The following is a 16,327-nucleotide window of genomic DNA, read 5'->3' as shown; positions in this document are numbered from 1 at the left end:
GGTATCGAAGTCGCCGGATCCCCTACACCCCGACGAGCTCGGCGCTGCGCTGCCAGAGGGCCTCGGCGAGGGCGGGGTCGTCGACCTGCGGGTTGGTCTTCGACGACAGCGTGCGCTCGTCGTAGTACGCCCCCGAGAACCACGTCTCATCGGGAGTTCCCTCGATGAACCAGCGCAGGATCGCGCCGCCCTCCTCTGTGCTCGTGAGCAGCAGCCTGCCGAGGAAACTCCGGTAGACGAGCCGCATCAGGCTCGACGAGTCCGAGGCGAAGTTCGTCTGCACGGTGCCGGGGTGGAAGGCCACCGAGCTCAAGCCGTCGGGGTGGAACTTCGTGTGCAGGCTCTTCGTGAAGAGCACGTTCGCGAGCTTCGCGTCGCCGTAGGCCTTGTTGGCGCTGAATTTCTTCGAGTTGTCGAGGTCCTCGACGTCGATGTGCCCGAAGAGCCGGTGCCCGACGCTCGACGTGTTGATCACCGCCGCCTTCGACGCCAGCAGCGTCGGCATCAGCAGGTTCGTCAGCAGGAACGGCGCGAGGTGGTTGACCTGGATGGTCTTCTCGAAACCGTCGACCGTGGGCGTGCGGTCACCGAAGATGCCGCCGGCGTTGTTCGCCAGCACGTGGATGCCGTCGGCGCCCACGGCATCCGTCAGCTTCGCGGCCAGCTCGCGCACGTCGTCGAGGCGGGCGAAGTCGGCGAAGAAGTACTCGGCGCCGGTGTCGTCGGCCACGGCCTTCGTCTTCTCGGGCGAGCGCCCCACGAGGATCAGTCGGTGATCGGTCGCGGCGAGCTGGCGGGCCGCGGCCGCGCCGATGCCGTCGGATGCTCCGGTGAGGACGATCGTTCTGGCGGTCATGCGTCTGCTCCTGTCGTCGGGGTGATGCGTTCGACCGCTCGGGTGATGTGCCCGGCGACGACGGCGCGCACGCGGTCGGGGTCGCCGCTCGCGAGCGCGTCGACGATCTCCTGGTGGCTGCGCACGTGCTCCTCCTGCTCGTCGACGTCGAGGGCGGCGTTCGCGGCGCGGATGAACCCGACGATGCGTCCGCGCAGCTGCGCGCTGACCTCGTCGAGGAAGCGGTGCTCCGCCAGATCCGCGAGCGTCTCGTGGAACAGCCGGTCCTGCCGCAGCACCTCGTCGACGTCGCCGGGGGCGGCGGCGCCCATCGCGGTGACGATCGTCTCGAGGCGCGCCGCGGCATCCGCGTTCCACCGCTCCTGCACCCGGATCGCCATGAACTGCTCGAGCACGATTCGCAGGCTCGAGATGTCGTCGAGATCGGATGCTGTCAACTCCGCGACCCGTGCACCCCGGCGGGGTTCGCGCACGATGAGCCGCTCCTCGGCGAGCCGCGTGAGGGCTTCGCGCACCGGGATGTGGCTGACGCCGAGGCGATCGGCGAGCTTGCGCTCGACCAGGCGCTCGCCGGGGGCGAGCTCGCCGGAGTGGATCGCGGCGCGCAGCTCGTCGGCGACCTGCTCGGCGATGTTCTGGTCTGACACGGTGCGCATCGGGGGAGTCCTTCCGAACGGGCGGCGATCGGCGGAGCTCGGGGTTCCGAGGTCGCACGCTCGCACCGATGCTATGGCATCGGTCGATGAGACGGCCGAACGACGGGAGCACCCACGATGAACACCGCTCTGGGCGACAGCATCCGCATTCCGCGCAGCGCGCTGCGGGTCGGGTTGGCGCGCCGAGACATCACGCCGCCCACCGGCATCCGCGCCAAGAACTGGGGGCCCGCCGACTGGGAGCGCTCCGAGGGCGCGCATCGGCCGTTCGAGCTGACGGCCCTCGCGATGATCGGCGACGACGACCGTCCGCGTGTTCTGCTCGCGGTCGACGGCACCTGGTGGCGACGGGTCGCCGACGAGCAGGGGGTGCGCGGGGCGATCCTGGCGGGCCTCGGGCTCGCTCCCGACCAGCTCATGCTCTCGCTCTCGCACACGCACGCGGGCGCCGTGCTCTGCGCCGCCGACGCGCATCTGCCCGGCGGTGAGCTCATCCCCGGGTACCTCGATGCGCTCGCCGCCGCGGGCATCGCGGCCGGACGCGAGGCGCTGAGCACCGCCGAGGCCGGCCTGATCGAATGGACGACCGGACGCTGCACCCTCGCCGCCGACCGCGAACTCGATCTCGACGGGCGTGCGCTCGTGGGTTTCCACCCGGATGCCGTCGCCGACGACACCGTCGTGATCGGTCGGGTGAGCGTCGCAGGTCGCGTGCGCGCCACGCTCGTGAACTACGCCTGCCACCCGACGACGCTCGCGTGGCAGAGTCGTGCGGTGTCGCCCGACTACGTGGGCGCGATGCGCGAGGTCGTGGAGGCGGCGACCGGTGCCCCGTGCCTGTTCGTGCAGGGCGCGTCGGGCGAACTCGCCCCGCGCGAGCAGTACACGGGAGACGTGACGGTGGCCGATCGACACGGCCGCTCGCTCGGGCACGCCGTGCTCGCGGCGGTGGACGCGCTGCCGGTTCCCGGCGAGGAACTCACGCTCGATCGCATCGTCGAGTCGGGTGCGCCGCTGGCGGTGTGGGCGGGGCGCAAACGGGTCCCCGAGCGAGGAGCGGAGCGACGAGACGAAGGGCGCTCGGCCGGCGTCACGGCATCCGTCTCCCTCCCCCTGCGCGACCTGCCGACGCTCGACGATCTGGCGCGCGAGTGGGCCGACATCGATCCGCGCTCCCGCGAGGAGCGCCTCGGGCGCGCGCGCAATCTGCGCGAGGGGTACATCGACGGTCCGACCGTCGCGCACCCCGTGTGGGCATGGCGTCTCGGCGATGCGGTGATCATCGGACACCCGGGCGAGGCGTACTCGCGGTTGCAGACGACCCTGCGCGCGAGGTTCCCCGAGAACCCGATCGTCGTGATGAATCTCACGAACGGACCCGGCTTCGTGTACCTCCCCACGCGCGACGCCTACGACCGCGGCGCCTACCAGGCCTGGCAGACCCCGCTCGCCCCCGGCGCTCTCGAGCTTCTCGAGAAGCACGCCACCGACCTCGTCGCCGCGCTTCTGGCGACCACGACCCCAGGAGAGAAATGACCCGTCTCGTCGCCATCGTCACCGGAGGCTCCGCCGGCATCGGCTGGGAGATCGGCCAGCGTCTCGCGGCCGACGGCTACCTCGTCGTCGCCGCCGATCGCGTGCCCGGACTCACCGCCGGTGAGAACCCCGCCGGCATCCTCTGGCGCGAGCTCGACGTCACCGATCACGACGGCGTCGATCGCGTGTTCGGCGACATCGAAGCCGAGCTCGGGCCCATCGAAGTGCTCGTGAACAACGCCGGGATCCAGCGGCATCGCGGGATCGAAGACCTCACGTGGAGCGAATGGCAGGCGGTCGTCGACGTGAACCTGCACGGCGTCTTCTCGGCGCTGCAGGCGGCCGGACGCCGGATGCTCGAGCGCGGGGATGGCCGCATCGTGAACATCTCGTCGATCTCGTCGCGCGGCTCGGCCGGACGCGCGCCGTACGCCACGACCAAGGCCGCCGTGATCGGTCTCACCGCGACCGCCGGTGCCGAGTGGGCCGCGCGCGGCGTGCGGGTCAACGCGGTCGCCCCGGGTTACGTCGACACCGGGGTGTTCCGTCAGGGCGTCGAGGCGGGCACGCTCAGCCTCGACACGATCCTGTCGCGCATCCCGGCCCGGCGGTTGGCCGAGGCGAGCGAGATCGCGGCGGCCGTGAGCTTCCTCGTGTCCGACGAATCGCGTTACATGAACGGGCAGACGCTGTACGTCGACGGCGGATTCCTCGTCGACTACGGTGTGCCGCTCGCGAAGAAGCCCGCATGACCGGCATCGCGCGCATCGACACGGCGACGGCGGTGCTGCCCCTTCCGGCGCCCCTGCACCTCGGGGCGATGACGGTGACCCGGCGCGAGTACAGCGCGGTGCGCGCATCCGACGCCGATGGTTTCTCGGGCATCGCCTACTGCCTGTCGCGCGAGGCGCCGATGGCCGAGATCGTCGAGCGGCTCGTCTCGGGGCACGCGATCGGAGCGGATGCCGACGATCCGGCCGCGACATGGGACCGGATGCTGCGCGGCAGCGCGATCGTCGGGCGCGTGGGTCTGGTGCGCCGAGCGATCGGACTGGTCGACATCGCGCTGTGGGATGTCGCCGCGCGACGGGCGGAGATGCCCCTGTGGCGGATGCTCGGCACGGGGGACGCCCCGCGCGACGCGATGCTCGTGGCCGCCTACCCCTCGGCGGCGCGTGCGCCCCGAGAGGTCGCCGACGAGGTGCTCGCCCAGGCGGACGGGTGGTCGCAGGTGAAGATCTCGCGTATGCCTGATCCGGCATACATGCGCGAACTGCTGGCCCTGCTCGGCGATGATCTGCCGCCGGGGACCGGTCTCGTCGTCGATGTCGGCTTCGGCTGGCGCGATGCCGACGAGGCGCTGGCCGAGATCGCGCAGTGGGGAGACCCGCGCCTCGCCTGGCTCGAGGACCCGCTGCTCCCGGAGGACGCCGCGGGGTGCGCGCGCATCCGCCGCGAGAGCGGGCTGCGCGTGTCCGTCGGCGACGAGGTGACCGACCCCGCCGTGCTGCGCGCACTGGTCGAGGCCGAGGCCGTCGACGTGCTGCGCCTCGACGTGGTGGCGATCGGAGGAGTGACGCCGGCCCGCGAACTCATCGCCTGGGCGTCGGATCGTGGTGTTCCGGTGTCGGGTCACGTGTATCCCGAGGTCACGGCGCATCTCGGCGTCGGCGTCGAGACCTTCGCGCGCGGCACGAACCCTTACGACCCGGCGCCGTCGTTCATCGTCGGAGGGCCGGTGTTCGACGGCACGGTCAGGCCGACGGATGCCGCGGGCCTCGGGTTCACCCTCGATCCGGGGGTCTTCGATCTCGGCGCGTTCTCGGGAGGAGAGGGTGATGACTGATGCGATGCGCAGTGTCGTGGTGACCGGGAGCGGAAAGGGCATCGGCCGCGCGATCGCGGAGCGGCTGACGGCCGACGGCTGGGTCGTGGTCGGGCTCGAGCGCTCGCCCGGCTCGGGGACGATCGAGGCGGGTGTCGTGGCCGAAGTGGTGCTCGGCGACGCGGCGGATCGTGCCGTGCACGAGCGGGCGGCCTCGGTCGCCCGAGGTCTCGCGCCGCTGGCGGGGTGGGTGAACAACGCGGGGATCACGAAGCGCACACCGCTGCACGCGCTCGACGAGGAGGTCGTGCGCGAGATCCTCGACATCAACGGCTTCGGATACCTCTGGGGGTGCTCCGCCGCGGTCTCGGCCTTCGTGGATCAGGGCATCGCCGGGGCGATCGTGAACATCGGCTCGATCCATGGGCGGGCGTCGTTCGTCGACCACGCCGCCTACGAGTTCACGAAGGGCGGCATCGATGCGCTCAGCCGCAGTGTGGCGGTGACCTACGGAGCACTCGGCATCCGTGCGAACACGGTCGCACCGGGCGGGGTGCGCACTCCGCACCTCGAGGCGCAGATCGCGGCATCCGTCGACCCGATAGCCGCCGAGCGCGCACTGTCCGAGGGGCCGCCCATGGGGCGCATCGCGCGAGCCGAGGAGGTCGCAGCGGTCACCGCGTTCCTGCTGTCGGACGCGGCGCCGTACCTCTCGGGGCAGTCGATCGCGGTCGACGGAGCGTGGACGGCATCCTTCGGCGACGTCGCCGTCGACCCCGCGCTGCGCGAGCGCTTCGACGGCTGAGCCGAAGGGCTACGCCTTGAGCATCGAGGCGCGCGAGATCAGCCCGTCGACGACGTCGAAGGTGGCGATGGTCTCGGTCGCGACACCCGCGTTGACGACCTGCTCCTGTGCGACGACCCACCGGTCGCCGAAGAGCACGGTCTGCTCGATCACGCACGACAGCTCGGGGTTCTGCAGCCGCGGCTCGTAGAAGGCGCGGATCGCGGCGGTGCCGACGATCGGCTCCGGAGCGACGCCGGTGATGACGGCATCCGAGGCGTATGTCGCGACGAAAGCCTCGAGGTCGTGCGCGTTGAACGCGTCGAGCTGGTCCTGCACGGTCTGCTCCGCGGACCGGGAGTGAATGCTGTCAGTCAATGCGAACACCCCCGTTGACGTCGTACGTGGCGCCGGTGATGAAACCCGCCCGCGGCGAGGCGAGTGAGGCGATGATCCAGGCGACGTCGGCCGGCTGTCCGAACGCCCCGAGCGGGATCGATGCCTCGAGCTTCGCGCGTCCCTCGCCCTGCAGCTGATCGGTGATCGCACTGGCCACGGGCCCCGGGGTGACGGCGTTGACGCGAATCCCCTCCGGCGCCAGGTGGCGGGCGAAGCTGCGGGTCAACGCCAGGATCGCGCCCTTGCTCGCGGCGTAGTGCAGCCCGGTCTGCAGGGCGCCCACCTGTCCGGCGATCGACGACAGGTTGATGACGCTGCGATCGCCCGCGGCGGCGCGCAGCAGCGGTAGCGACCCGCGCGTCAACAGGAACGTGCCGCGCACGTTCGTCTCGAGCACGCCGTCCCACTCCTCGATGTCGATCTCGTCGTAGGGCGTGTAGGGGCACACGCCGCCGTTGTTCACGAGCACGTGCAGTTCGCCCCAGGCATCCGTGATCTCCGCGACCAATGCATCGATCGAGGCGGGGTCGCGCAGGTCGAGTCGCGAGACCCGCACATCGGACGCCCTGGCCGCGCGGCAGTCCTCGGCGACACGAGCGGCCTCGGCCTCGCGCCCGGTGTAGGTGAGCCAGACGTCGAGCCCCTCGCGGGCGAGTTCGAGGGCGGCGGCCGTCCCGATGCCGGAGCTGGCCCCGGTGATGAGTGCGCGGCGAGTGTCCATCCCTAAACGCTATAGCAAAACGTCCGCCCGGCGAAAGCGCTCAGCGCTCGAACACGACCTCGCCGCCGACGACGGTCGTCGTCACGTACTGCTCCGCGATGCGCTCGGGCTCGATCTCGTACAGGTCGTCGCTGAGGGCGATGAAGTCGGCCAGCATCCCGACCTTGAGCGTGCCGGTCGCGTGCTCCTGGCCGACCGCGTACGCCGACCCGTACGTGTAGGCGCGAACGGCCTCGTCGACCGTCACGCGCTCACGCTCGCCCAGCACCTCGCCGCCGCTCGTGCGCCGCAGCACCATGTCGCGGATCGACACGAGAGGGTTGGCGTCGGAGATGGGTGAATCGGTCGAACCATTGATCACGATGCCGGCATCCGCCAGCGACTTCACACGGTAGATGTCGTCGCGCCGGTCGGCGGCCACCGCCGCGGCCATGCCGTCGCCGAAGTCCGACACGAACACGCCCTGCGGCACGGGGATGACACCCAGCCGCGCAGCGCGGGCGATGTCGTCGTCGCTCGCGAGGGCGAAGTGCTCGATGCGGTGCCGCACGTCGGGGCGCGGAGCGATGCTCTGCGCGTGCTCGATCGCGTCGAGCACGTGCGTGATCGCCCGGTCGCCGATCGCGTGGGTCGCGACCGTCCACCCGGCCCGGTGCGCCCCGACGATGTAGTCGCGCAGCGCCCCGGGCTCGTGCAGCAGCACGCCGAAGTTGTCGGCCTCGCCGTGGAAGCAGGCGTGCATGGCGGCCGAGCGTCCGATGAACGACCCGTCGGCGACGATCTTCACCGGTCCGACGCGCAGCATGTCGTCGCCGAGACCGGTGCGGATGCCGAGGTCGAGGCCGAGCACGTCCTTGTCGGGGAGGTCGGTGAAGGGGTGCAGCACCGTGATGTACGGCATGAGGGTGGTGCGCACCCGCAGCTGCCGCTGCTCGACCGCCGACTGGTAGGCGTGGTAGTCGAGCGGACTGTTGCCCACCATCCGGATCTCGCCGATCCCCGGCTCGGTGACCGAGGTGAGGCCGTAGCTCAGGGCCTGATCGCTCGCGAGCCCCAGGTTGCGCTGCACCTCGTCGAGACTCATCGGCCGCACGAGCGCGAAGATCGGGGCCATCGCCGACTCCTGCAGCAGTCCCTGCGGCCGGCCGTCGGCGTCACGGGGGATGCCGCCGCCCGCGATGTCGGGGAACCCCTCGCGTCCGGTGTACCCCGCGAGCTCGAAGGCCTTCGTGTTCGCGACCATCATGTGCCCCGAGACGTGCTCGAGGATCACGGGCCGCCCGCCCGCGACCCGGTCGAGTCCCTCGGCCGTCGGATGCGCCTCGAGGAAGTTCTGGTCGTAGCCGGAACCCCGCACCCAGGCATCCGGCGCCAGCCCCTCGGCGTGCACGCGCACCGCCTCGTACAGCTCGTCGAGCGAGTTCACCGCGCCGGGGCGCAGGTTCAGCGACGCGAGACGGAAGCCCGTGAGCGAGAGGTGGTGGTGCGCGTCGTGGAACCCGGGCAGCACGGGCTGACCGCCGAGGTCGACGACCCGGTCCGCTTCGACGCCGTGCAGGTCGTCGTCGAAGCCGACGATGCGGCCGCCCAGCACGCCGATGCTGTGCGCCGCGGGGCGGTCGGCATCGAGCGTGCGGATGCGGGCGTGGGTGAAGATGGTGTCGACGCGCATGGTCTCTCTCGGTTCTCGGGGGTCGCTCGGGTGGTCGCTCGGCCGGCGGGACGGATGCCGGTCGGGCCGGGGCTGCCGTCAGGCCACGGATGCCGTGGCCGTGGCCGCGGTCTCGGCCTCGACCGATCGGGCGATGCGTCGCTGGAGTCCCCAGACACCGGCGATCGTGATGAGGATCATCACCGCGTAGAACACGGCCACACCCCACACGCTGCCGCCGGTCGAGTTGAGGATCCACTGGGCCACCAGCGGGGTCGATCCGCCGAAGACGGTCGCGCACAGCTGGTAGGCCAGCGAGACGCCGGAGTAGCGGATGCGGGCCGGGAACGCCGAGGCGAGCAGCGTCGCGAGCAGTGCGTAGTAGGCGGTGCTGCCGATGATCGTGGCGTAGAGGGTGACCGTGATCCACAGGGGGGAGGCGGCCTGGATGGCGAGGAAGTACGGCACCGTGAGCACGACGCTGAGGATGAGGCCCGCGAGCATCACCCGGGCGATGCCGAACCTCTCGGCGATCTTGGCGGCGATCGGCTGCCAGATGAACTGCAGGATCGCCATGCCGAGCAGGATGTTGAGCATGAGCTGCCGCTCGATGCCCAGGGATCCGGTGGTCCAGGCGAGCAGGAACGTGTTCGAGAAGTAGGCGTTCGAGATGCCCATGACCGACGCGAGCACGCCGAGCCCGATCAACAGCGGCGCGGTGCGGATCGCGACGAGCACCGGGGCGCTCACGACCTCCTTCGACTGCTTCGCCGCCTCGAAGTCGGGCGACTCCTCGACCTTCACGCGGATGACGAGGCCCACGATCACGAGGATCGCCGACACGAGGAACGGGATGCGCCAGCCCCAGGTGATGAACTGCTCGTCGGGCAGCAGGCCCACGATGAGGAACATCACGGTCGCGAGGATGGATCCGGCGGGCGAGCCCTGCTGCACCCAGGCTCCGGCGAGGCCCTTCTTCTTGGCCGTGGCGTTCTCGGTCGACAGCAGCACGGCGCCGCCCCACTCACCGCCGACCGCGAAGCCCTGCAGGCCGCGCAGCACGACGAGCAGGATCGGCGCGAGGATGCCGATTTGGGCGTAGGTGGGCAGGAGGCCGATCAGCGTGGTGGCGGTGCCCATCAGGATGAGCGTGAGCACGAGCACGTTCTTGCGCCCGAACTTGTCGCCGAAGTGGCCGAAGACGAGTCCGCCGACCGGGCGCATCAGGAAGCCGACCCAGAAGGTGGCGAACGAGGCGAGCAGCGCGGCGCCGGGTGCGACGTCGGGGTAGAAGACGCGGCCGAAGACGAGGGCGGCGGCCGTGCCGAAGATGTAGAAGTCGTACCACTCGATCGCGGTGCCGACGAAGGCACCCACCATCGAGCGTCGTTGCCGGGCAGAACTGATATCAGTGCGGGAAGCAGCCATCGGGAGGGCTCTCTGTCTCGGGGAAGGAGGGGGAAGTTCGGGTTCTGCCCATCCTGCGGTGATCATCCCATGCTCGTCCAATGAAGAAAACGGGGTGAGGTATACGGTTTACGTATGTACGGCGAACGCGAACTCGAGGCATTCGTCGCGGTGCTCGACACCGGGTCGGTCAGTCTCGCGGCAGAACGCCTGATCAGGACGCAACCGACGGTATCGCGGCAGATCGCCTCGCTCGAGCGCCAGGTGGGAGCATCCCTGTTCCGACGGATGCCGCAGGGCATGGTCGCGACCTACGCCGGCGACCGTCTCGAGCCGATGGCGCGCGACCTCGTGCGCCGGGGCCGGAGAGCGCGCGAGGTGATGAGCGGCATCGTGCTCAAGGAGCGCTCGTTCGTCGCCGCAGCCCCCGAGATGACGAGCGTGCTCGTGCTCGCGCCGTTCATCGCGGGCGGCGGACCCATCTCCGACGTCGTGGTCGCGACGCCGGTCGAGACCTACGACCGGTTGCGCTCTGGGGCCGATCTCGCGGTGACGACGAGTCCGCCGGACTCGCGGCTCAGCAGCATCCGTATCATGAACCTGCCCCTTTACTGCCAGCTGCCGGCGTCGCATCCGCTCGCTGCCGGGGACCGCCTGGAACTGGAGGATCTGCTGGCCGGCCCCTTCCTCACCTCCGGCACCGGATCGGCCGCGTGGACGCAGATCCAGAGGGCGGCCGAGAGCGAGGCGTGGTCGGTCGAGATGGCGAGTTTCGGAGCGGATGCCCCGATCATCCAGGCCCGGTCGGCCGCCGGCCACGGGCCCTGCGTGGTCGTCGAGCCGCCGCGCTTCGGGTTGGTGTCGAAGCCGCTGCACCACCGCGGCATCCCGATGCAGTGCGCGCTGTACGCGAGTTGGGAGCGCACGCACTACGCGCGCGACGACATCCGCGGGGTGGCCGAGCAGCTCAGCGCCTTCGCCGCCGACCACGTGCTGAGCCTGTACGACGCGGAGGACTAAGTGCTAGATGCTATAGCATCGCATTCATGACAACGCCGTTCATCCTCGTCAGCGACTGCGACCTCCCCGGAACCGTCATCGAAGACACGCTCCGATCCGCCGGACTCCACGCCGAACGGGCAGCGTCCCCGGCATCCGACGACCTCGCAACTCTGGGCGCGGATGCCACAGGGCTCGTCGTGCAGTGGGCCCCGATCACGGCCGAAGTACTCGATCGGATGCCGAACCTGCGCATCATCAGTCGCGTCGGCATCGGGTACGACATGATCGACGTCGAAGCGGCCACCGCTCGCGGCATCGCGATCGCGAACACCCCGAGCTACTGCATCGAGGAGGTCGCCGCGCACACCATCGCGATGATCATGACCCAGGCGCGCGGCCTGCCGGCCTACGACCGCGCGGTGCGCGCCGGCACCTGGAAGGCGGTGGACGCCCGGCCCCTCGCCGTGCGTCCGTCGACGACCACGGTGTCGGTGCTCGGCTTCGGCCGCATCGGATCGATCGTGGCCCGCGGGTGCCGGGCGCTCGGTTTCCGGGTGCTCGTCGCCGACCCGTACGCGTCCGCCGACGGCATCCGCTCCGCGGGGTGCGAGCCCGTCGAGATCCCGGATGCCGTGGCGCAGGCCGACATCCTCACCCTGCACGTGCCGCTCACCGAGGCGACCCGGCACCTGATCGACGCCGAGTCGATCGCGACGATGAAGCCCGGAGCCGTGGTCGTGAACACGTGTCGCGGACCGCTCGTCGACGAGCGAGCGCTGGCAGATGCGCTGCGCTCCGGGCACTTGGGCGCGGCCGCGCTCGACGTCTTCGACGGTGAGCCGCTGGCCGACGGCTCCCCGTTGCGCGACCTCGACCAGGTGCTGCTCAGCCCGCACGCGGCGTGGTTCTCGCCCGAGGCGCTCGCCGACCTGCCCGTGCACGCCGCCGAGAACGTGATCCGCTTCCTGGCCGGGGAATCGGTGTCGATCGTGAACCCGGCGTACGCCGACTGAGCCTCGGCCCAGTTCCTCACGCTGAGGGGTCAAAACACGCCGCAGGCGGATGCCGCGGCGCGGCGTGTCTTGACCCCTCACGCGACTTCGGGTCGCTGAGCCCGTCGACGCGTGCCGACGTGCACGTTCGGGAGGCGATCTCCGCGTTGGGCGGAGGAATCCGCTGTCTTTCTCCTCCGTTGCGTGAGTTCTCCTCCCGAACGGGTGCCGAGCGGATGCCGCGCACAACAACGAGGTCGCTGGGTCAAGGGCCCTTCGAATGGCTCAGGAACCCAGCTTCTGACTGAGTCGCTGAGCCAGCTTCTGACTGGGGCGCTGAGCCCGTCGAAGCGTCCCGCCCCGAGAAACCCGGTCCCAAGAGACCCGTCAGCCGGCGAACGCCGCCACGGGCACACCGCTCACGCCGGGCTGGACGGCGAAGAGTGAGCCCGCCTCGGTGCCGTGGTCTGCTCCGAGCCCCTGCGCCGAGGTCGTGATGAAGAGCGTGCCGAGGTCGTCTCCGCCGAACGTGCACGCGCTCACCTGGGGGACGGGCAACTCGATCCGAGCGATCAGAGAACCGTCGGGCGCGTAGCCGTGCACCGCCGAACCACCCCAGAGCGCGACCCACACCGACCCGTCGGCGGCGACGGTCAACCCGTCGGGCGACCCCTGCTCCTCGGGGATGGTCACGAACCCTCGCCGCCCGCGCAGTTCACCCTCGACCACATCGAACACGTCGACCCGCTGCGTGACCGTGTCGACGTAGTAGGCACGGGATCCGCCGGGGGGGAAGGCCACGCCGTTCGAGACGGTCACCTTCGACAGCAGCGTGGTGGAGGCGAGGTCGCCGCCGATCCTCAGCATCCGCCCCACGGCTCCGGCACCGCCGAGAGCCATCGACCCGGCGAGCAGCCGCCCGAGCGGGTCGACCGTGCCGTCGTTGAAGCGCGCATCGCCGAGGTCGAAGGTCGCGGCGACGCGCGCCGGTCCGTCGGGCGAATCCGAGAGGTGCAGCGAGCGCGCACCGAGGGCGACGAATCCGCCGCCGACGCGCGGGCGCACGAACGCCGCATACGTGTCATCGAGGTGCAGGCGATGGATGCCGTCGTCGCGCAGCGTCACGAGGTCAGCGGCGTCGCCGTCGACCCAGCGGATGCCGCCCCACGATGTCGACCAGACCGGCGCCTCGGCGTGCACGCAGATCGGGCCGGTGAGGTTCTCGGCCTTCACGACTGCTCGTCGGTGCGCCGCAGCGGCATCCGCTCGGGCTCGGGGGTGGAAGCCGTCTCCGGGGTCGACGCCGCACTCGGCGCCGAGGCGGGTGCGGCGGGAGCCGCGATCTCGCGCGCGACCTGCTTCTCGAGCACCTGCACGGCGTCGTCGGACAGCAGGATGAGACCGTCGAGCTCTTCGCGCACGCGCTTGTAGGCGACGTTGCGCTCGGCCTGCGTGGCCGACTCGTCGACCGCGACCTTGAGCAGCTGCTGCGCGCGATCGAGGCGCTTTCGCTCGGCGTCGGTGAAAGTCGAATCGCGCAGGCGCCGGGCATCCTTCTCGGCGATCTCGAACGCGACGGCGTACGCCCCCACCGCGTCGAGGTACTCCGACACCTGCTGCTCGGTGACCTTGGCCTCGGCCGACGCCGGACGCAGTGCGTCGGCGGTGCGCTTCGCGCGCAGGAACGCGGCCGTGAGGGGCTGGCGCCCATCGCTCATGGCGGGGAAGGCGATGAGCTTCGCGACGTCGAGCTCGTAGTCGAGCCAGCGCGCGGTGATCTCGTCGTGCTCGGCGAGCAGGCGCGCGAGCAGATCGTTCGGAACGGGGGATGCCGTGGTGTCGACGATCGTCGCACCGCGGTTCTTCGTCGGGTGGGTCAGCGCCCGCGCCTCGATCTGCGCGGTCTTGAGCTGCGCCTTCATGCGGAGCGTCTCGATCCGACGCTCGTGGCGGTTCTTGGCCGACCGTTCCCAGGCCTTCGCTGCGGCACCCGCCATGCCCATGATCGGGAAGACGAGCCACCAGTAGTGCTCTGCCCACCACATGATCTGATCCATGATGTGCCTAGCCTACTGGCGCGTGCCGACACCCGAGAGTGCCGTCTTCGAGAGGATGGGGGCATGGCAGCGCACCGCATCGGGATCGTCGGCATCGAGAACACTCACGCCGACGGCATCGTGCGCGCGCTCAACGTCGACGGGGTCGGCGATGCCCGGGTGACCGCCCTCGTCGCCGGCGATTCCAAGCGCACGGCCGCGCTGGCCGAGCTCGGCGGCATCGAGCGCATCGTGACGGCATCCACCGACCTGATCGGCGAGGTCGACGCCCTGATCGTGGCCACTCGCGACGGGGCGACGCATCGCTCGCTCGCCGTGCCCTTCCTCGACGCGGGCGTGCCGGTGTGGGTCGACAAGCCGCTCGCGCTCTCGGTCGCCGATGCCGACGCGATCCTCGCCGCCGCCGGGTCGACGCCCGTCACGTCGTCGTCGACGCTGCGCTGGCTGCCCGACACGGATGCCGTCGCCGCCGCGCTCCCGTCGATCGGGGAGGTGCAGAGTCTCGCGATCACCGGACCGGCCGATCCCGACGGACCCTATGGCGGCCTCTTCTTCTACGGCATCCATCTCGCCGATCTCGCCCAGCGCCTGGTTCCCGGGGCGCCCGAAGAGGTCGAGGTGGAGCACTCCCCGGGGCACGTGCGCGCCCGATACGCCGTCGGCGGGGTGGGGGTGACGCTCGATTTCGTGCGCCCGGAGGGTGAGGTGTCGGTGCCGTTTCGCGTGACGGCCGTCGGCAGCGGCGGGACGGAGAGCCGTGAGATCGTCGTCGGGTCCGACTACGTGCGTCCCGGCGTTGAGGCCTTCGTGCGCATGCTCGACACCGGCGAGCTCCCGGTACCGCCCGAGCAGATGACCGCGACGGTCGCCGTGCTGGCCGCGGTCGTGGCCGAGAGGTCGTGAGGCGCCCTCTTCGATGACGGCAGGCGCAGGAAATCGGTTTCCCGGTGGCATTCGAACCTAGAATGTGCGCATGGTGGCGCGGGGAAGGTACGCGAAGGGTGTGGCGAAGCGGGAGGAGATCCTGCAGGTCGCGCTCGACGTGGTGGCGGAGGTCGGTTATCGCAAGGCGTCGAATCGAGAGATCGCCGCGCGGGTCGGTCTGACCCAGCCCGGGCTCATGCACTACTTCGGCTCGCGCGAAGAGCTCTACATGGAGGTTCTGCGCGCCCGCGACGAGCGCGACCTCGGCGAGTTCATGGACCCCGACCCCACGTTCGCCGGGTTCCTGTCGATCATCGAGCACAACGTCTCGGTCCCCGGTCTCGTGAGGCTCTTCGTCGAGTTCTCGGCGGAGGCCACGATGGTGGGCCACCCCGCGCACGAGTACTTCGTCGAACGCTACGCGTGGGCGCGCGGCGTGCTCACGGGCGTGATCGACCGCGCCCAGAAGTCCGGGGAGCTCGGGGCGACGCTCGACCCGAAGATCGCGGTCGACATCGTGCTCGCCGCCGCCGACGGGCTCCAGGTGCAATGGCTCCTCGACCCCGAGGTCGACATGGTCGAGCGTCTCTCGCGGCTGTGGGACGGCATCCGCCTGGCCTCTCGCCGCGACTGACGCGCTGCTCTCGCTCGGGATCAGCCGCGAGTGAGGTCCTGCGCGAGCATCACGATGATGCCGCTCGGGCCGCGCACGTAGGCGAGGCGATAGATGTCCTGGTAGTTCGCGACCCCGCGCAGCGGGTGGCAGCCGTGACGGGCGGCGATCTCGAGGGATGCGTCGATGTCGTCGACCGAGAAGGCGACCCGGTGCATCCCGATCTCGTTCGGGAGGGTCGGCTCGGTCTCGATCGCATCGGGATGGATGTACTCGAACAGCTCGAGACGGCCGTGACCGTCGGGCGTCTGCAGCATCGCGATGCGCGCGTGGTTGCCGTCGAGCCCCACCGCAGTGTCGGCCCAGTCGCCGCTGACGGTGTCGCGGCCGACGACCTCCAGGCCGAGTTCGGTGAAGAACGCGATGGTGGCGTCGATGTCGCGCACCGCGATGCCGACGTTCTCGAGTGCGATGGGCATGCTCGGAATGCTAGCCCCGCGCGCCGGAGTTGTCAGTGCCCGAGCTTCTCGGCGCAGGCGACGCAGTACTCGGCGAACGGACGCACCTCGAGCCGGGCGGCCGGGATCGGTCGGCCGCAGTTCAGGCACACGCCGTAGGTGCCGGCATCCATGCGTGCGAGCGCATCGTCGACCTGCTGGAGTTCGGATGCCGCGGCCTCCGCGAGCCCGGTCAGCCGCGACCACTCCGACGACAGCGTGACTCCCTCGGGGTCGTGCTCGTCGTCGTCGTTCGAGCCCTCGCGGTCGTGGGTGAGTTCGGTGAGGATCGCCGCGGTCGCCCGGACACGGGCATCCGCCTGCGCACGCATGGCCGTGAGCAGCGCGCGCAACCGACCGTCGTCCTCCTCCATGCGGCCACCCTACTGCGGGGTGCGCGGGGCGGG

General features: G+C 70.5%; 18 protein-coding genes. 8 read left to right on the top strand and 10 right to left on the bottom strand.

The features are described 5' to 3' along the window. Nucleotides 1-22: 22 nt before the first annotated feature. Together WFJ97_RS09345 and WFJ97_RS09340 are read right to left on the bottom strand one after the other, a co-directional pair. Nucleotides 23-856 carry an SDR family NAD(P)-dependent oxidoreductase gene (locus WFJ97_RS09345; protein WP_336641284.1) on the bottom strand — a complete coding sequence of 278 codons (834 nt, stop codon included), beginning with the start codon at nt 854-856 and terminating at the stop codon, nt 23-25. Next, nucleotides 853-1,512, bottom strand: a complete 660-nt coding sequence (locus tag WFJ97_RS09340) for a GntR family transcriptional regulator (RefSeq protein WP_336641283.1) — start codon at nt 1,510-1,512, stop codon at nt 853-855. Before WFJ97_RS09340 ends, WFJ97_RS09345 begins: the two co-directional genes overlap by 4 nt. 117 nt (nt 1,513-1,629) lie before the next feature. Between WFJ97_RS09340 and WFJ97_RS09335 the strand changes: the two genes are divergently transcribed. From WFJ97_RS09335 to WFJ97_RS09320, 4 genes are read left to right on the top strand one after another with little or no spacing between them, the layout of a single operon-like run. Continuing rightward, nucleotides 1,630-3,048 (top strand): hypothetical protein, encoded by a 1,419-nt coding sequence (locus WFJ97_RS09335; RefSeq protein ID WP_336641282.1) that lies wholly within the window; start codon nt 1,630-1,632, stop codon nt 3,046-3,048. Continuing rightward, nucleotides 3,045-3,800 carry an SDR family NAD(P)-dependent oxidoreductase gene (locus WFJ97_RS09330; protein WP_247623865.1) on the top strand — a complete coding sequence of 252 codons (756 nt, stop codon included), beginning with the start codon at nt 3,045-3,047 and terminating at the stop codon, nt 3,798-3,800. Before WFJ97_RS09335 ends, WFJ97_RS09330 begins: the two co-directional genes overlap by 4 nt. Continuing rightward, on the top strand, nt 3,797-4,894 hold the full coding sequence (locus WFJ97_RS09325) for a mandelate racemase/muconate lactonizing enzyme family protein (RefSeq protein ID WP_336641281.1): 1,098 nt from the start codon (nt 3,797-3,799) through the stop codon (nt 4,892-4,894). The genes WFJ97_RS09330 and WFJ97_RS09325 overlap by 4 nt, the downstream gene beginning before the upstream one ends. Then, a complete protein-coding gene (locus tag WFJ97_RS09320; protein ID WP_336641280.1) occupies nt 4,887-5,678 on the top strand; it encodes an SDR family NAD(P)-dependent oxidoreductase in 792 nt (263 codons plus the stop codon). The genes WFJ97_RS09325 and WFJ97_RS09320 overlap by 8 nt, the downstream gene beginning before the upstream one ends. A 9-nt stretch (nt 5,679-5,687) precedes the next feature. Here WFJ97_RS09320 and WFJ97_RS09315 read toward each other — a convergent pair whose 3' ends face one another. From WFJ97_RS09315 to WFJ97_RS09300, 4 genes are all read right to left on the bottom strand, one after another. Next, a complete protein-coding gene (locus tag WFJ97_RS09315) occupies nt 5,688-6,035 on the bottom strand; it encodes a nuclear transport factor 2 family protein (RefSeq protein ID WP_442928403.1) in 348 nt (115 codons plus the stop codon). Then, nucleotides 6,028-6,777 (bottom strand): SDR family NAD(P)-dependent oxidoreductase, encoded by a 750-nt coding sequence (locus tag WFJ97_RS09310; protein WP_336641278.1) that lies wholly within the window; start codon nt 6,775-6,777, stop codon nt 6,028-6,030. Before WFJ97_RS09310 ends, WFJ97_RS09315 begins: the two co-directional genes overlap by 8 nt. A 40-nt stretch (nt 6,778-6,817) precedes the next feature. Then, nucleotides 6,818-8,449 (bottom strand): amidohydrolase, encoded by a 1,632-nt coding sequence (locus WFJ97_RS09305; protein ID WP_336641277.1) that lies wholly within the window; start codon nt 8,447-8,449, stop codon nt 6,818-6,820. Nucleotides 8,450-8,527: 78 nt separating this feature from the next. Then, entirely contained in the window at nt 8,528-9,808 is a 1,281-nt protein-coding gene (locus WFJ97_RS09300) for an MFS transporter (protein WP_247623854.1), read from the bottom strand. 162 nt (nt 9,809-9,970) lie between these two features. Here WFJ97_RS09300 and WFJ97_RS09295 point away from each other — a divergent pair, with 162 nt between their 5' ends. Next, nucleotides 9,971-10,855 carry a LysR family transcriptional regulator gene (locus tag WFJ97_RS09295; RefSeq protein WP_336641276.1) on the top strand — a complete coding sequence of 295 codons (885 nt, stop codon included), beginning with the start codon at nt 9,971-9,973 and terminating at the stop codon, nt 10,853-10,855. A 26-nt stretch (nt 10,856-10,881) separates the two neighbouring features. After that, nucleotides 10,882-11,850 carry a C-terminal binding protein gene (locus WFJ97_RS09290; RefSeq protein ID WP_336641275.1) on the top strand — a complete coding sequence of 323 codons (969 nt, stop codon included), beginning with the start codon at nt 10,882-10,884 and terminating at the stop codon, nt 11,848-11,850. A 366-nt stretch (nt 11,851-12,216) separates the two neighbouring features. Here the strand turns inward: WFJ97_RS09290 and WFJ97_RS09285 are convergent, their stop codons facing one another. Further along, nucleotides 12,217-13,062 carry an SMP-30/gluconolactonase/LRE family protein gene (locus tag WFJ97_RS09285; RefSeq protein WP_336641274.1) on the bottom strand — a complete coding sequence of 282 codons (846 nt, stop codon included), beginning with the start codon at nt 13,060-13,062 and terminating at the stop codon, nt 12,217-12,219. Continuing rightward, on the bottom strand, nt 13,059-13,886 hold the full coding sequence (locus WFJ97_RS09280; RefSeq protein ID WP_336641273.1) for a hypothetical protein: 828 nt from the start codon (nt 13,884-13,886) through the stop codon (nt 13,059-13,061). The genes WFJ97_RS09285 and WFJ97_RS09280 overlap by 4 nt, the downstream gene beginning before the upstream one ends. A 63-nt stretch (nt 13,887-13,949) precedes the next feature. Between WFJ97_RS09280 and WFJ97_RS09275 the strand changes: the two genes are divergently transcribed. Both WFJ97_RS09275 and WFJ97_RS09270 read left to right on the top strand, forming a co-directional pair. Then, nucleotides 13,950-14,789 (top strand): Gfo/Idh/MocA family protein, encoded by an 840-nt coding sequence (locus tag WFJ97_RS09275; RefSeq protein WP_336641272.1) that lies wholly within the window; start codon nt 13,950-13,952, stop codon nt 14,787-14,789. Between the two features lie 70 nt (nt 14,790-14,859). Beyond that, nucleotides 14,860-15,444, top strand: coding sequence for a TetR/AcrR family transcriptional regulator (locus WFJ97_RS09270; protein WP_247623848.1), 585 nt, complete (start codon nt 14,860-14,862; stop codon nt 15,442-15,444). Nucleotides 15,445-15,464: 20 nt separating this feature from the next. On the opposite strand, the gene WFJ97_RS09265 is transcribed toward WFJ97_RS09270, so the two are convergent. Together WFJ97_RS09265 and WFJ97_RS09260 are read right to left on the bottom strand one after the other, a co-directional pair. Then, nucleotides 15,465-15,902 carry a VOC family protein gene (locus WFJ97_RS09265; RefSeq protein WP_336641271.1) on the bottom strand — a complete coding sequence of 146 codons (438 nt, stop codon included), beginning with the start codon at nt 15,900-15,902 and terminating at the stop codon, nt 15,465-15,467. 32 nt (nt 15,903-15,934) lie between these two features. Continuing rightward, nucleotides 15,935-16,294 carry a TraR/DksA family transcriptional regulator gene (locus WFJ97_RS09260; RefSeq protein ID WP_247623846.1) on the bottom strand — a complete coding sequence of 120 codons (360 nt, stop codon included), beginning with the start codon at nt 16,292-16,294 and terminating at the stop codon, nt 15,935-15,937. Between the last annotated feature and the right edge of the window lie 33 nt (nt 16,295-16,327).

Source organism: Microbacterium sp. USHLN272 (assembly GCF_037149655.1).
Lineage (GTDB): Bacteria > Actinomycetota > Actinomycetes > Actinomycetales > Microbacteriaceae > Microbacterium > Microbacterium galbinum.
This window is presented reverse-complemented; position numbering and strand designations above follow the sequence as displayed.

Bases quoted from the DNA above. Each gene is read 5' to 3' on its own strand.
- WFJ97_RS09345 (WP_336641284.1), bottom strand. From the start codon at position 856: ATGACCGCCAGAACGATCGTCCTCACCGGAGCATCCGACGGCATCGGC.
- WFJ97_RS09340 (WP_336641283.1), bottom strand. From the start codon at position 1,512: ATGCGCACCGTGTCAGACCAGAACATCGCCGAGCAGGTCGCCGACGAG.
- WFJ97_RS09335 (WP_336641282.1), top strand. From the start codon at position 1,630: ATGAACACCGCTCTGGGCGACAGCATCCGCATTCCGCGCAGCGCGCTG.
- WFJ97_RS09330 (WP_247623865.1), top strand. From the start codon at position 3,045: ATGACCCGTCTCGTCGCCATCGTCACCGGAGGCTCCGCCGGCATCGGC.
- WFJ97_RS09325 (WP_336641281.1), top strand. From the start codon at position 3,797: ATGACCGGCATCGCGCGCATCGACACGGCGACGGCGGTGCTGCCCCTT.
- WFJ97_RS09320 (WP_336641280.1), top strand. From the start codon at position 4,887: ATGACTGATGCGATGCGCAGTGTCGTGGTGACCGGGAGCGGAAAGGGC.
- WFJ97_RS09310 (WP_336641278.1), bottom strand. From the start codon at position 6,777: ATGGACACTCGCCGCGCACTCATCACCGGGGCCAGCTCCGGCATCGGG.
- WFJ97_RS09305 (WP_336641277.1), bottom strand. From the start codon at position 8,449: ATGCGCGTCGACACCATCTTCACCCACGCCCGCATCCGCACGCTCGAT.
- WFJ97_RS09300 (WP_247623854.1), bottom strand. From the start codon at position 9,808: ATGGTGGGTGCCTTCGTCGGCACCGCGATCGAGTGGTACGACTTCTAC.
- WFJ97_RS09295 (WP_336641276.1), top strand. From the start codon at position 9,971: ATGTACGGCGAACGCGAACTCGAGGCATTCGTCGCGGTGCTCGACACC.
- WFJ97_RS09290 (WP_336641275.1), top strand. From the start codon at position 10,882: ATGACAACGCCGTTCATCCTCGTCAGCGACTGCGACCTCCCCGGAACC.
- WFJ97_RS09280 (WP_336641273.1), bottom strand. From the start codon at position 13,886: ATGGATCAGATCATGTGGTGGGCAGAGCACTACTGGTGGCTCGTCTTC.
- WFJ97_RS09275 (WP_336641272.1), top strand. From the start codon at position 13,950: ATGGCAGCGCACCGCATCGGGATCGTCGGCATCGAGAACACTCACGCC.
- WFJ97_RS09270 (WP_247623848.1), top strand. From the start codon at position 14,860: ATGGTGGCGCGGGGAAGGTACGCGAAGGGTGTGGCGAAGCGGGAGGAG.
- WFJ97_RS09265 (WP_336641271.1), bottom strand. From the start codon at position 15,902: ATGCCCATCGCACTCGAGAACGTCGGCATCGCGGTGCGCGACATCGAC.
- WFJ97_RS09260 (WP_247623846.1), bottom strand. From the start codon at position 16,294: ATGGAGGAGGACGACGGTCGGTTGCGCGCGCTGCTCACGGCCATGCGT.